General features: G+C 65.6%; 15 protein-coding genes. 13 read left to right on the top strand and 2 right to left on the bottom strand.

What is annotated here, in order from left to right; genetic code table 11:
* The first annotated feature begins 2 nt into the window (after window positions 1-2).
* The 4 genes from KB874_RS00600 (at window position 3) to KB874_RS00585 (ending at window position 3136) form a co-directional block, all read left to right on the top strand.
* Window positions 3-767 carry an SDR family oxidoreductase gene (locus KB874_RS00600; RefSeq protein WP_212534594.1) on the top strand — a complete coding sequence of 255 codons (765 nt, stop codon included), beginning with the start codon at window positions 3-5 and terminating at the stop codon, window positions 765-767.
* A gap of 9 nt (window positions 768-776) precedes the next feature.
* Entirely contained in the window at window positions 777-1520 is a 744-nt protein-coding gene (locus KB874_RS00595) for an SDR family oxidoreductase (protein WP_212534593.1), read from the top strand.
* On the top strand, window positions 1520-2668 hold the full coding sequence (locus KB874_RS00590; protein WP_249200200.1) for an alpha-hydroxy acid oxidase: 1149 nt from the start codon (window positions 1520-1522) through the stop codon (window positions 2666-2668). Before KB874_RS00595 ends, KB874_RS00590 begins: the two co-directional genes overlap by 1 nt.
* A 216-nt stretch (window positions 2669-2884) precedes the next feature.
* The gene (locus tag KB874_RS00585; RefSeq protein ID WP_212534591.1) at window positions 2885-3136 is read left to right on the top strand and encodes a hypothetical protein; all 252 of its coding nucleotides are present in this window, start codon (window positions 2885-2887) and stop codon (window positions 3134-3136) included.
* Between the two features lie 352 nt (window positions 3137-3488).
* Here the strand turns inward: KB874_RS00585 and KB874_RS00580 are convergent, their stop codons facing one another.
* Window positions 3489-4445: a LysR family transcriptional regulator gene (locus KB874_RS00580; protein ID WP_212534590.1), complete on the bottom strand. Its 957-nt coding sequence runs from the start codon at window positions 4443-4445 to the stop codon at window positions 3489-3491.
* 140 nt (window positions 4446-4585) lie between these two features.
* On the opposite strand from KB874_RS00580, the gene KB874_RS00575 reads away from it, so the two are divergent.
* From KB874_RS00575 to KB874_RS00535, 9 genes are read left to right on the top strand one after another with little or no spacing between them, the layout of a single operon-like run.
* Window positions 4586-5371 (top strand): transporter substrate-binding domain-containing protein, encoded by a 786-nt coding sequence (locus tag KB874_RS00575; RefSeq protein ID WP_212534589.1) that lies wholly within the window; start codon window positions 4586-4588, stop codon window positions 5369-5371.
* A gap of 51 nt (window positions 5372-5422) precedes the next feature.
* The gene (locus KB874_RS00570) at window positions 5423-6214 is read left to right on the top strand and encodes a creatininase family protein (RefSeq protein ID WP_212534588.1); all 792 of its coding nucleotides are present in this window, start codon (window positions 5423-5425) and stop codon (window positions 6212-6214) included.
* Between the two features lie 9 nt (window positions 6215-6223).
* Window positions 6224-6871 (top strand): amino acid ABC transporter permease, encoded by a 648-nt coding sequence (locus tag KB874_RS00565; protein ID WP_212534587.1) that lies wholly within the window; start codon window positions 6224-6226, stop codon window positions 6869-6871.
* Between the two features lie 18 nt (window positions 6872-6889).
* Window positions 6890-7546 (top strand): amino acid ABC transporter permease, encoded by a 657-nt coding sequence (locus KB874_RS00560; RefSeq protein WP_212534586.1) that lies wholly within the window; start codon window positions 6890-6892, stop codon window positions 7544-7546.
* Between the two features lie 15 nt (window positions 7547-7561).
* Window positions 7562-8335 (top strand): amino acid ABC transporter ATP-binding protein, encoded by a 774-nt coding sequence (locus KB874_RS00555; protein WP_212534585.1) that lies wholly within the window; start codon window positions 7562-7564, stop codon window positions 8333-8335.
* Between the two features lie 8 nt (window positions 8336-8343).
* Entirely contained in the window at window positions 8344-9699 is a 1356-nt protein-coding gene (locus KB874_RS00550) for an aminotransferase family protein (protein WP_212534584.1), read from the top strand.
* A 12-nt stretch (window positions 9700-9711) separates the two neighbouring features.
* The gene (gene kce, locus KB874_RS00545; RefSeq protein ID WP_212534583.1) at window positions 9712-10638 is read left to right on the top strand and encodes a 3,5-dioxohexanoate:acetyl-CoA acetone transferase; all 927 of its coding nucleotides are present in this window, start codon (window positions 9712-9714) and stop codon (window positions 10636-10638) included.
* A 30-nt stretch (window positions 10639-10668) separates the two neighbouring features.
* Complete coding sequence (locus tag KB874_RS00540) at window positions 10669-11124, top strand: GNAT family N-acetyltransferase (RefSeq protein ID WP_212534582.1); 456 nt, start codon at window positions 10669-10671, stop codon at window positions 11122-11124.
* Window positions 11121-12149 carry a histone deacetylase family protein gene (locus KB874_RS00535; RefSeq protein WP_212534581.1) on the top strand — a complete coding sequence of 343 codons (1029 nt, stop codon included), beginning with the start codon at window positions 11121-11123 and terminating at the stop codon, window positions 12147-12149. Before KB874_RS00540 ends, KB874_RS00535 begins: the two co-directional genes overlap by 4 nt.
* A gap of 244 nt (window positions 12150-12393) precedes the next feature.
* Here the strand turns inward: KB874_RS00535 and KB874_RS00530 are convergent, their stop codons facing one another.
* Entirely contained in the window at window positions 12394-14166 is a 1773-nt protein-coding gene (locus KB874_RS00530) for an ABC transporter ATP-binding protein (protein WP_249200199.1), read from the bottom strand.
* Window positions 14167-14175: the final 9 nt, after the last annotated feature.

Raw genomic sequence — 14175 nt, 5'->3', positions numbered from 1 at the left:
CGATGTCCAATCCGTTCGACCTGACCGGCCGCAAGGCGCTGGTGACGGGCGGCGCGACCGGCATCGGCGAGGGCATTGCCCTTGCCCTTGCCGCCGCCGGTGCCGACGTGGCATTGACCTGCCGCAGCCACCAGCCCGAGGAGACGCTTGAAAAAATCAGGGCCATGGGCCGCAAGGCCGCCGCCGTGCAGGCGGATTTCGCCGGCATGGACGAGGCCGCCGCGGACAAGGTGATCGGTTTTGCCTCGGACGCCCTGGGCGGTCTCGACATCCTGGTGAACAACGCGGGCATCATCCACCGCGAGGAGTCGACCAGGATGGCGCTGGATGACTGGCGGCGCGTGCTGTCGGTCAACCTCGATTCCGTCTGGCTGCTGTCGCAGGCCGCTGGGCGGCGCATGGTGGCGCAGGGATCGGGCAAGATCGTGATCGTGTCCTCGGTGCTGGGCTCGCAGGGCGGCTTGCGCGTGCCCGCCTATGCCTCCAGCAAACATGCCGTGATCGGCCTGACCCGGGCGCTTTGCAACGAATGGGCGGGGCAGGGCGTGAACGTCAACGCCATCGCCCCCGGCTATACCGCCACCGACAACACCCAGGCGCTGCGCGACGATCCGGAACGATCCCGCGCGCTGCTCGAACGCATCCCCGCGGGCCGCTTTGCGGACCCATCGGAAATCGCGGGCGCCGCCGTCTTCCTCGCCTCCGACGCTGCTGCCTACTGCCATGGCAGCGTCCTGGCCGTGGATGGCGGCTGGCTGGCCCGCTGAGGAGGATCCATGACACAGACCCTTGAAGGCAAGACCGCCCTCGTCACCGCTGCCGCGAACGGCATCGGCCGCGCCTCGGCAGAGGGATTGGCCCGGTTGGGCGCGACCGTCATCGCCACGGACATCGACGGCGCGGCGGTCGAGGCCGTCGCCGCCGGAACCGCCGGCATCACCGCGCACCGGCTGGACGTGCTTGACGCAGCGGCGGTGGAGGCGCTGGTCGCCTCGCTGCCGCCGCTCGACATACTGGTGAACTGCGCCGGCTGGGTGCATGACGGAACCATACTCGACTGCGACGACGCGGCCTGGGACCGGTCATTCGACCTCAATGCCAAGGCGATGTTCCGGCTGACCCGTGCGGTCCTGCCCGGCATGCTGGAGCAGGGCAGCGGGTCGATCGTCAACATCGCCTCGATCGTGTCCAGCCTGAAAGGCGCGCCACGCCGGTTTGCCTATGGCGCATCCAAGGCCGCCATCATCGGCATGACCAAGGCGATCGCCGCCGATTTCGTGAAGGACGGCATCCGCTGCAATGCGATCTGCCCCGGCACGGTGCAAAGCCCCTCGCTGAACGACCGGCTTGCGGCGACCGGCGATTTCGATGCGGCTCTGGCCGCGTTCCAGGCGCGCCAGCCCATGGGCCGCCTGGGCCAGCCCGAGGAGATCGCCGAGATGGTCTGCTACCTCGCGGGCGACCTGTCGGCCTTTACTACCGGACAGGCCTTTGCCGTCGATGGCGGGTGGTCGACCTGATGGGACTGGACCGCGCGGCCTCGATCGACGACCTGCGGCGCATGGCCCGCCGCCGCATCCCGCGCTTCGCCTTCGACCTTGTCGATGGCGGGGCGGAATCGGAACGCAACCTGCGGCGCAATTCCGAGGCTTTCGAAGAGGTGACGCTAACGCCCCGCTACATGGTCGATGTCTCGAAGATCGACACGCGGGCAACCGTCCTTGGCCAGAATTTCGACGCGCCCTTCGGCATGGCGCCGATCGGGATGCTGAACGCCTTCTGGCCGGATGCCGACCTGACCCTCGCGCGGCTCTGCAAGCGCGAAAACATCCCCTATGTCGCCAGTTCCGCCGCCTCGACCACGCTGGAAGAACTGGCCGAGGCCGCGGACGGCAACGGCTGGTTCCAGCTTTATGTCTCGGGTGACCCCAAGGTGACCGAGGGTCTTGTCGCGCGCGCCGAGGCCGCCGACTACAAGGTGATGATGGTGACGGCGGATGTGCCGGCGGCAGGCAAGCGCGACCGCGACATCCGCAACCAGTTGGCCGTGCCGTTCCGGATCACGCCCGAGGTGCTGCTGCAACTGGCGCTGCACCCGCGCTGGTCGCTGGAGACGCTGTGTCACGGCAAGCCCAACATCGCCAACTATGCCGACCTGCTGAAGGCCGCGACATCTTATGCCGATGTGCAGAAGACCCTGATCACTCCGGGCTTCACCTGGGAGGATCTGCAACGCCTGCGCGACCGCTGGAAGGGCAGGCTGCTGGTCAAGGGCATCCTGCATCCGCAGGACGCGGTGCAATGCGCCGATATGGGCTGCGATGGGATCGTGGTATCGAACCACGGCGGGCGACAGGTCGCCTTTGGCCCGCCCACGATCGAGGCGCTGCCGGCCATTGCCGAGGCGGTGCAGGGACGCATGGCGATCATCGTCGACAGCGGGGTGAGGCGCGGCGTGGACCTGCTTCGGGCCAAGGCGCTTGGCGCGGATTTCGCCCTTGCCGGTCGGGCGTTGGCCTATGGCGTCGGCGCCGGAGGGCGCGCCGGCGCCAACCGCGCGATGGAGATCCTCAAGCTTGAGCTGGTTCGCGCCCTTGGCCAGCTGGGCGTCCCGGATTTCGAGGCCGTCGGGCCGTCCCAACTGACCGCGCGCGCGCCGGGGTTCTGACAAGCTGCGGGTCGCCTGACTTTCGACCCGGTTGGCCTGCATCAGTGCGGTTCGACCGGCTGGCGGAGTGCGGCTGACCGGATCCAATGACCTGTGCCTTGGTTGCGACCATGCGATCGATCGTGTGGTGGATACGATCCGTGGCCTCAGCCACAGGTTTCCCGGCACGAGACACCCGGATGGTTGCTCGCCTGATGGACACGTTCGAGGAAGCAGGTGGGACAAGACCCCTCGTTCAAGCTGGCCTGGCGCCGGGACTGCGTCGAGGTCAAATCGTTCCAAAGGCGCGGCGTGGCGTTCCGAAAGTTCATTCACACCACAAATGGCGTGGAGCCGTCGAACCACGTGTTGAGGAACGCGCCGAAGACCACGGCCTGCCTCCCCATCGATGAGGCCGGCAAGAAGCCGATCTTCCTGTTCAGCCACGACTTCGAAAAGGCCGGTCGCGCCGTCCGGCATGCCATGTGACGCGGTTAAAGCGGGTCATCGTGCTCGCGGGATGTTTCGACGCCGTACAGAACCTGACAACACGTGGACCCAATCAGAGAAACGGATTTCCAGGCACCCCGCTCTCTTTCCCGTCCTGCTCCCGTAATCCCGTCGAAACCTGGGCGCCAGCGCCACCAGCCGGGACAGGCGTCACAAGTGCGAAGGCTGGCCGTGACGCGCTGCGCGATCGCCTGGACAAGTTACGCTTCATGGGCGGCGCGGTTGCTGCTCGGTGTTCCGAGCCGGACTGGAAGCCGGATCGGAAAACGCCCGATGTCTCGCACCTGCAGCCAATCGGGCAAACGTGGCACTGCTTCGCCGTGAACCGGTCCTACAGATAAGTTCGCTCCTCGATCGGCGTGCGGGAAATCATCTCGCGGCAGAGAGACAGGAACTCTGTTTCGGGCGCCGTTGCCTGGCGCTTTGGGTTGGTCACGAGGTAGATGTCGATCGAGGGCAGGTTGGAATAGGGCGCGATCTGCCAGAGCCTGCCCTCCTCGACATCCCGTTTGGCCACGTGCAGCGGCAGGGCGCCGATGCCGAGGCCGCTGACGATCATGCGGCGCACTTCGGTCAGGTTGGACGAGATGCCGCGCGGCCCAGGCGCGAGATGCGCGCGGGCGCGCAGCCTTGCGACGGCGTCGAGCGGCCCGCCTTCGGTTTCGGTCTGGAACGAAACCGAAGGCTCGCCTTCAAGATCGACCAGCCGGATGTCGCGGCGCCCGAAAAGCCGGTGAGCGGGGCCGCAGAACAGGCCGAACGACTCTCGGAACAGCAGCTCAAGGTCCAGCCCGGCGGGCCTGCGGTCGATCAGGCAGATGCCAAGGCTGGCGCGGCTTTGCCGCACGCGGTTCACCACCTCGGCGCTCTCGGCGATCGAGATCGAGAACGTGACCCGGGGATGGCGCGCGCCGAAGTCGTGCAGAACCGTGTCGAAATGCGGCGACACGACGTGGCTGGCCAGCGTGAGGTTGATGTGCCCGTTCAGCGCCTCTTCCTCGGCATTGAGGATGGAGGGCAGTTTCGCGACGGTGCCGAAAACCGAAAGACACTGGTCATACAGCATTTTTCCCGAGGGAGTGACTAGGAACTCGTTCGGCTTGCGGATCACCAATTGATGCCCGACGGCCTCTTCCAGTCGCCGCAGCGCACTGCTGATGGTCGGCTGTTTGAGGCCGAGGAAGTTCGCGGCACGCGTGACGCTGCGCTGCTCGACGATCACCATGAAGGTGCGCAGGAGGTTCCAGTCGAGGTTCCAGGGAAACCGCTGTTCGTAGGGGCGTAGCATTGACTAAGTCTATATTGATGATTACCATTATTTATTTGCATGATGCTGCTGCGCATTGCAAGTTTTCCATGGAATTCAACGCGCAGGTGTCCAGGCCGGGGCCTGCATCGCACAAACAATCAAAACGCAGGGAGTAAGCCATGTTGAAGCGCAGAGCACTGCTGATGGCGGCCTTGGCCGCCGGAACCGTCTTGGGTACGATATCCGTCGTGCCGTCCGCCGCGTCTGCCGAAGAGCTGGACACGATCCGCGAGAAGGGCGTCATCCGCATCGCCATGAGCGGCGCCTATCCTCCGTTCAACTTCGTCAACGAGCAGAACCAGGTCGTGGGTTTCGACCCGGCGGTCGGAACCGAGATCGCAAAGCGGATGGGGCTGGAGGTCGAGATCGTGACCACGGCCTGGGACGGCATCATCGGCGGGCTGCTGGCCAACAAGTACGACGCCATCGTCGGCTCGATGTCGATCACCGAGGAACGGGACAAGGTCGTCGACTTCGTCGGGCCCTACTACACGACCAAGCGCGCGGTCTTTACCAAGAGCGGCTCTCCCATCACCAGCGTGTCGCAACTTGGGGATGCGCGGGTCGGCGTGACGCTGGGCGAGACGCACGAGCAATGGGCGCGTGAGCAAGGCTATTCCATCCGGACCTACAAGGGGCTGCCCGAACTTCTGCTCGAACTCGAGAATGGCCGCGTCGATGCGATCGTCAACGACTCGATCGCCGCGATCCTGGCCATGAAGGAAATCGGCTACGACTTCGTGATGGTGCCCGATCTCGAGACGGACGTGATCGGTGCCGGCATCGCGATCCGCGAGGGCAACCCACAACTCATGGCCGAAATGCAGGCTGCGCTGGACGCCATGATGGAAGACGGCACCTACCTGAAGATCGCCGAGGAATGGGTGGGCGGCGACATCCGCTGACATGCAGACCGGCCCGCGCCCCGGCGCGGGCCCTTGCCGCGCGGGGATGACATGACCACCGACTACGGAAAACTCACCTGGGAAGAGGTGCGCGACGCCGACAAGGATCGTGTCGTCATCCTCAACGTCTCGGCCACCGAGGATCACGGCCGGCACATGCCGCTGGATACCGATACGGTGCTGGGCATGGCGGTGGCGAATGGCGTGGCCGAGCGGATGCCCGACGAGGTCTTCGTGATGCCGCCGGTCGCCTATGGCTTCAATGAGCATCACAAGGATTTCCCCGGCGTCATCTGGATCCAACCCGAAACGCTGATCGCCTTCGTAACCGACATCACCAAGTCGCTGGCGCATCACGGGTTCCGGCGGATGCTGCTGCTGAATTCGCATGGGTCGAACCATTCGGTCCTCGACCTGGCGGCGCGCAAGACGGTGATCGAGACCGGCGCGATCTGCGTCTCGGCCTCGTACTGGAACCTCTGCGCGGACCGCATCAACGAACACCGCAAGTCCGAAACGGGCGGGATCGCCCATGCCTGCGAGTTCGAGGCCGCGATCTACATGCACCTGCATCCCGACCTTGTCGATCTGGGCAAGGCCACGCCACAGGTCGTGCATGATCCGGGCAGCCGCTTCTTCAACCTCGACCTCGCGCGGGGCGGCGGCAAGGCGATGCTGATGCGCTGGTGGTCCGAGGTGTCGCCCGACGGCACGATGGGCGACCCGACCGTTGCGGATGCCGGAACGGGGGCGAAGTTCCTGCAGGCCGCAATCGAGGAAACCGCGGCGCTGGTTCGCGAAATCCGGGCGCTGCCGATCCTGCAGCGCAAGGATCACCATTAGGGGCCGGTCTTGGACGTCGATCTCATCCTCAGGGTCTATCCCTTCTTCCTGCAGGCCGCCTGGGTCACGATCCAGCTGTCCGTGCTGACGGCGGTTCTGGGCCTCGCCTGCGGATCGCTCGGGGCGGCGGCGCGGCTGTCGAGGCTGCGCATCTTCCGGATCATCGGCGCCGTCTATGTCAGCCTGTTCCGCGGCACGCCGGCGCTGATCCAGCTGTTCATCCTCTATTTCGGCGGGCCGCAGATCGGCATTCAACTGGACGCCTTCGAGGCCGGGGTGATCGGCCTGGGCGTCAATATCGGTGCCTACATGACCGAAACGATCCGTGGCGCGATCATCGCCATCGACCGTGGCCAGACCGAGGCCTCGCGCACCCTGGGCCTGAGCCGTTGGCAGAGCATGAGATACGTCGTTCTTCCGCAGGCCGCGCGGCTGATGATCCGGCCCTTGGGCGTGAACATCAACGCACTGATCAAGGGCACGGCGCTGGTAGCCGCGATCTCGGTCGTCGAGCTGACCTATACCGCGCAACGCTATATCGGGTCGACCTACAAACCCTTCGAGATGTTCCTGCTGTCGGGGACGCTTTACATGATCATCATCTACGCCACCGGCCGCGGGATCGCTTGGCTCGACCGCCGGGCGCGGATCACGTGATGCCGGAAAGGGTCGATCATGTCGCTTGACTTCACCGTCGTGCCCCAGTTCCTCGACGTCATCCTGCTTGGCGTACTTTGGACGATCCTGATCACCCTCGGCGCCTCGGTGCTGAGTTTCTTCGTCGGCATCTTCTTTGCAATCATAGCGCTTTATGCGCCGTGGTTCGTGCGGCTGCCCTTCCGCGCCTTCGAGTGGCTGTTCATGGGAACGCCGCTGTTGTTGCAGCTCTTCCTGATCTATTTCGGCCTGATCCAGGTCGGGATCGACCTGCCGGCCTTCGTGGCGGGGGTCATCGGGCTGGGGCTGCATTACGCGGTCTACAATTCTGAGTTGATCCAGGCGAGCATCCTCGCCGTCGATCGCGGCCAGACCGAAGCGGCGCGGACCCTGGGCCTGAGCCGGATGCAGACGCTGCGCTACGTGGTGGTGCCGCAGGCGGTGCGCGATGTCATCCCGCCCATCGGGAACAACATGATCGCGCTGCTGAAGGATTCCGCGCTGGTTTCGGTAATCGGTGTGTCCGAGCTGACGCTGTCGGCGCAGCAGGCGATCGGGCGCACCTTCCGGCCGTTCGAGTTCTACGTGACCGCCGCCGCGTTCTATTACGCCATCAACCTCATCATGGAGGCCGTGCAGCGCCGGATCGAGCGCCGCATCGCCCTGAGCCGATAAACCGGGGGCCGAGCCATGACCGATACCGCATTCGTCGAAATCCGCAACGCCGCGAAGAGCTTCGGGTCGCTGCAGGTGCTGCGCGACATCAACCTGAAGGTCGAGCGCGGCCAGATCGTCGCCATCATCGGCCCCAGCGGATCGGGCAAGTCCACATTGCTGCGCGCCATCAACGAACTCGACCCGCTGAGTTCGGGCGAGATCTGGCTGGAAGGCGTCCAGATCAACAAGAAGCTGCCGCACCGCCAGTATGAACGGCACGTCAACCAGGTGCGGCAGGACATCGGCATGGTGTTCCAGCACTTCAACCTGTTCCCGCACCTGACCGTCCGCGAGAACATCACGCTGGCGCCGAAACTGCTCAAGGGCATGTCGGCCGGAGAGGCGAACGCGCTGGCCGAACAGCAACTGGCGAAGGTCGGGCTGATGGAAAAGATCGACGCCTATCCATCGCAGCTTTCGGGCGGTCAGAAGCAGCGCGTCGCCATCGCCCGCGCGCTGGCGATGAAACCAAAGGTGATGCTGTTCGACGAGGCGACCTCGGCGCTCGACCCCGAACTGGTCGAGGAGGTCAACCTCGTCATGAAACAGCTGGCCGAGGAACACATGACGATGATCATCGTCACCCACGAGATGGGTTTCGCCGAAAGTGTCTGCGACCGGGTGCTGTTCATGGATGGCGGCGTCGTGGTCGAGGAAGGCCCGCCCGAAGTCATCTTCCGCAACCCGGAAAACGAGCGCACGCGGGCCTTCCTGCGCAAGCATCTTCAAACCAACCACAACAGGTAAGCAAAGCGATGCCCACCGCTCCCGTCTCCAACCTCTTCTACCAGTCGCGCCAGCCGCGTCCGATGCTGGACCGGGGTGAGGGGATCTATCTCTACGACGTGACCGGCAAGCGTTACATCGATGGCAGTTCCGGTGCGATGGTGTCCAATATCGGGCATTCCAACCCGCGCGTGCTTGAGGCGATGCGCCGGCAGATGGAAAAGGCGACCTTCGGGTACCGCCTGCACTTCCAGTCCGAGCCGACCGAGCGGCTGGCCTCCGAGACGGCGCGCCGGATGCCGGCGGGGCTGGACCGCGTGTTCTTCGTCTCGGGCGGGTCCGAGGCCGTCGAAAGTGCGATGAAACTCGCGCGCCAATACGCGGTGGCCCGCGGCGAGGGAACCCGCTGGAAGGTCATCTCGCGCCATCCCTCCTATCATGGCTGCACGCTGGGCGCGCTGGCGGTGACCGGCTACGATCCGCTGACCGTGCCTTTTGCCCCGATGATGCGCGAAATGCCCAAGATCCCCGCGCCGACCTGCTATCTTGACCGCGACAATCTCGACCCGGCGGCGCGCGGACTGAAATATGCCGAGTATCTGCGGGACGAGATCCTGCGACAGGGGCCCGAAAGCGTTCTGGCCTTCATCATGGAACCGGTCGGCGGCGCCTCGACCGGGGCGCTGGTTGCGCCCGACAGCTACTATGCCCGGATCCGCGAGATCTGCGACGAGTTCGGGATCCTGCTGATCTACGACGAGGTGATGTCCGGGGCCGGCCGCACCGGCGCCTTCATCGCGGCCGAGCACTGGGGGATCGTGCCCGACCTCGTTGTGCTGTCCAAGGGGTTCGCGGCGGGATACATGCCTCTGGGGGCGGCCGTCGCCCGCAGCGACATCGTCGAGACGGTGCTCGATTCCGGGGGCTTCCTGCACGGCTTCACCTATGCCGGCAACCCTCTGGCCTGCGTCGCAGGGCTGGCGGTCCTGGACGAGATCGAGCGGCAGGACCTTGTTGCCAACGCTGCGACGATGGGGGCGCTGCTGAAGTCCCGGCTGGACGGGTTGATGGAGACCTATCCCTTCATCGGCGACGTCCGGGGCAAGGGGTTGCTACTGGCATTCGAGCTGGTCTCGGATCGCGCCAGCATGCGCCCGCTGCCGAAGGAATTGAACGCCCATTCCCGGCTGGTCGAGATCGCCTACGAACGCGGGCTGATCGTCTATTCCCGCCGCACAAGGGGCGGGTATGAAGGCGATCACTTCCTCGTCTGTCCGCCCCTGATCGTCACCGAGACCCAGATCGACGAGATCATGGGGCTGCTCGACGGTGCCCTTTCCCAGTTCGCCGACGAGATCGCGCCGTCGCTTGTCGCGACAGCCTGAGGACCGCATCCCATGTCCAAGATCATTATCACATGCGCCGTGACCGGGTCGATCCACACGCCGTCCATGTCGCCCTATCTGCCCGTTACCGCCGAAGACATCATCCAACAGGCGATCGAGGCCGCCGAAAGCGGCGCCGCGATCCTGCACCTTCACGCCCGCGACCCCGAGAACGGGCGTCCTTCGGCCACGGTCGAGCATTTCATGGCCTTCTTGCCGCGGATCAAGCAGGCCTCGGACGCGGTTCTCAACATCACGACCGGCGGCAGCGCGATCATGGCGCTCGAGGAACGCCTCGCTGCGCCGAAGGCCGCCGAACCCGAAATGTGCTCTCTGAACATGGGGACGATGAACTTTGCCCTCTATCCCGCAGCCGAGCGCATCCATGACTGGAAATACGATTGGGAAAAGCCGTTCCTGGAAAACTCGGACGACCTTGTGTTCAAGAACACGCCGCGGGACATCGAGACGATCCTGATCCAGCTGGGGCAGGACCGCGGCGCGCGGTTCGAGTTCGAATGCTACGATGTCGGCCATCTCTACATGCTGCGCCACTTCGCCGACCGTGGCCTGATGAAACCGCCCTATTTCATCCAGTTCGTGTTCGGCGTTCTGGGCGGGATCGGCGCCGATCCCGAGAACCTGATGCACATGAAGCGCATCGCGGACAAGCTGTTCGGAGATGACTATGCCTTTTCCGTCCTTGCCGCGGGGCGCCACCAGATCCCGCTGACGACCATGTCGGCGGCGATGGGCGGGCATGTTCGGGTGGGCCTCGAGGACAGCCTGATGATCTCGCGCGGCACGCTGGCCAGGCGCAACGCCGACCAGGTCGCCAAGATCCGGCGGATCGTCGAGGACCTCGGGCGCGAGCCGGCATCGCCCGCCGAGGCGCGCGAGATCCTGGGGCTCAAGGGCGCGGACCGGACGGCGATCTGACCCGTGGAAAAATTCGGTATCAGACCCGTCGTGGAGGCTGATCTGCGCGCGCTCGACGCGGCGCTGGCCGCTCTGTCACGCGAACTCGGAGACCCGCACCGGACCGTGGCAAGCGATCTGGGACGGGCGCTGTTCGGCGCGTCGGGTTTTGCCCGCGCCTGCGTTGCCGAGGGGTCGGGTGGGCTGTCGGGCATCATCCTGTTCACGCCGCTCTTTTCGACGGTGCGGGGCGGGGCGGGTCTCTATGTCTCGGACGTCTGGGTCGGCGAGGGCCAGCGGGGCAGGGGTCTTGGCCTCGCGCTGTTGCGCAGCGCGGCGGAGATTGCGGGGCAGGACTGGGACGCGCGGTTCATGCGGTTGTCCGTCCATGACGACAACCATGCGGCGCGCGCCTTCTATGGACGGCTCGGGTTCGAGCCTGCCGCTGGCGAGACGCTGATGGTGTTGACCGACGAGGGATTTCAAAGGTTGCGGAGGATGACATGAAAGCGATTTTCGATGCGCGGCAGTGGAAACACGACCCCAAGAACTTCATGGCGAACGGCGTGGTGTCGCAAAGCCCGGAACAGCCGGCGCGCATCGGTGTCCTCAAGGCCGCGGCCGAGGATGCGGGATGCGTCTTCACGGAACCGGACGACGCGGGCCTCGTGCCGATTGCGGCGGTGCATACGGCCGAGTATCTGACCTTCCTGCGCACGATCCACGGGCGATGGAGCCGTATCGAGGGCGCCGCGCCAGAGGTCATTCCGAACATCCACCCGGCCAACCGGACCGACAGCTACCCGCTGTCCGCGATCGGGCAGGCGGGATACCATCAGGCCGATACCGCCTGCCCGATCGCGGAACATACGTGGGAGTCGGCCTACTGGGCGGCGCAGAGCGCCATCGCGGGGGCAGATCTGGTCATCGGCGGAGAGGGCGTCGCCTATGCCCTCTGTCGACCGCCGGGCCATCATGCCTTTGCCGATCTCGCCGGGGGGTTCTGTTTCCTCAACAACGCGGCCATCGCTGCCGAGCGTCTGCGCAAGGCAGGGATGCGCCCGGCCGTGCTGGACGTGGACGTGCACCACGGAAATGGCACTCAGGGCATCTTCTACCGCCGAGGCGACGTGCTGACCGTGTCCATCCACGCCGATCCCGCGCGCTTCTACCCCTTCTTCTGGGGCCATGCGCATGAACGGGGCGAAGGCGAGGGCCTGGGCGCGAACCTCAACCTGCCGCTGCCGCGTGGCACGGGAAACGATGCCTATCTTGCGACGCTTGACACGGCGCTGGCGCGGGTTGCGGATTTCGGTGCCGATGTGCTGGTCGTGGCGTTGGGTCTGGATGCGTCGATCGACGACCCGTTCAAGGGGCTCGCGATCACGCAGGACGGGTTCGGACGGATTGGTACGCGGATCGCTTCCGCCGGGCTGCCGGTTCTGTTCGTGCAGGAGGGTGGCTATCTTTCGGAAAGCCTGGGCAAGAACCTCGCATCGGTACTTGGGGGCTTCCAGGTCAGCAAAGGCTGAACGAAAGGACCGGAAGTCAGGCGGAACGGCTTTCGCAATTGCGGTTTCTGCCGCCAAGGCCGGGATCGCCGCGTGACCCGGACAGTGCAGCAGTCCTTGCCGTCGTTTGCGCGCCATCTTGCTGCCCGCAGGTCAGCATCAGCACAAAGGGCGCAACTCGGGATCCGGAGGCACCGACTTTGCCTCCGGTCCGTGCCCTGATGAAAGTACACCCTTTGGTGCGGGGGCTGTTCGGCGTCGGTGGTCACGTCGGTATCCCGTCCTGCTGCCAGTCGACGACAAGATGACCGTCTCCCACGTTGCGCAATGGAAGCCGGGCGGGACTGTCGCCAACCCTGCGCACCGGGCTCGGCACCTCGGTGGCGAGCCGTTCGAGCGGCTTGCGCTGGTGGCGCGGGTCGGGGACCGGCACGGCGTCGATCAGCCGCCTTGTGTAGGGGTGGATCGGCGAACCAAAGACCTGTGCGCGGCTCCCCATCTCGACGATCTGGCCGAGATACATCACGGCGACGCGGTCCGCGATGTTTTCGACCACGGCCATGTCGTGCGAGATGAACAGGTAGGAGACGCCGAACTCGTCCTTGAGGGATTTCAGCAGGTCGAGAACCCGCGCCTGCACCGACACGTCCAGCGCCGAGACGCTTTCGTCGGCGATGATCAGCTTCGGATCGAGGGCAAGGGCGCGCGCGATGCAGATGCGCTGGCGCTGACCGCCCGAGAACTCGTGCGGATAGCGGTCGACATGCTCGCGCGTCAGGCCGACCCGCTCGAACAGGTCGAAGACCTTGGCGCGACGGCTTTCGGGTGTGCCGATGCGGTGGATGACCAGCGGTTCGGCCACGAGGTCACCGACCCGCATGCGGGGGTCAAGAGCGGCCATCGGGTCCTGGAAGACCAACTGCGCCTCGCGTCGCGTGGCCAACAGGTCTGCCCTTGTGCCGTCCACACGCTTGCCGCCGATCTCGATACCGCCGCGGAAAGGGACGAGGCCGGCCATCGCCCTTGCTATGGTGGACTTGCCGCAGCCGCTTTCGCCCACCAGGGCAAAGGTCTCGCCCTTGCGGATGTCGAAACTGACGCCGGCGACCGCGTGGACATGGTGCGTGACGCGGCCCAGAAGACCGCTGCGCAAATCGAAGGTGACTTCGACATCCGACAGGCGCGCGACCGGTGGCTGGGATGCCCGGGGCGCAGCCGGGGTCGCGGCGCCGCGACCCATCCGCGGAACCGCTGCCAGAAGCGCGCGGGTGTAGTCCTCGGCGGGGGCGGCAAAAACCTGCTCGACGCTGCCCTGTTCGACCATGCGGCCCGACTGCATGACGATGACGTGGTCGGCCATCTCGGCCACCACGCCCATGTCATGGGTGATCAGGATGATCGCGGTGCCCAGATCGCGCTGCAGGTCGCGCAGCAGGTCCAGCACTTCGCGCTGAACGGTCACATCGAGGGCAGTCGTGGGTTCGTCCGCGATCAGCACGTCAGGGCGCAGGGCCAGCGCCATGGCGATCATCACACGCTGACGCATGCCACCGGACAGTTCGTGGGGATACTGCCGCAGTCGCCGTTCCGGTTCCGAGATGCGCACCGCGCGCAACGCGTCCAGCGCGCGGGACCGCGCCTCGACAGCGCTCATGGACTCGTGCGCCTCGATGGCCTCGGTCAGCTGTCGTCCGATGGTCATCACCGGGTTGAGCGAGGTCATCGGCTCCTGGAAGATCATCGCGATGCGGTTGCCGCGGATGTCCTGCATGGCCTCGTCGTTCAGAGCAGTCAGATCGGTCTGGCCCAGCAGGATGCGCCCGCCCGTCACCCGCACGGCCGGCGGCGGAAGAAGCCCCATGATGGCAAGCGAGGTGATCGACTTGCCCGACCCGCTTTCCCCCGCGATGGCCAGCGTCTGGCCGCGCCCCAGCGTGAAGCTCATGTCGCTGACCAGCGGACGCAGGCCCGCCTCGGTGCGGACCGAGATCGTGAGCCCCTCGACCGAGAGCACCGTTTCCTGTTCCGGGGCCGCCATGGCCCCGGA

It is taken from the genome of Thetidibacter halocola (genome assembly GCF_018224955.1).
In the GTDB taxonomy this organism is placed as follows: Bacteria; Pseudomonadota; Alphaproteobacteria; order Rhodobacterales; family Rhodobacteraceae; genus Thetidibacter; species Thetidibacter halocola.
The sequence above is the reverse complement of the archived record's forward strand: the minus strand, read 5'-3'. Positions and strand labels throughout refer to the sequence as shown.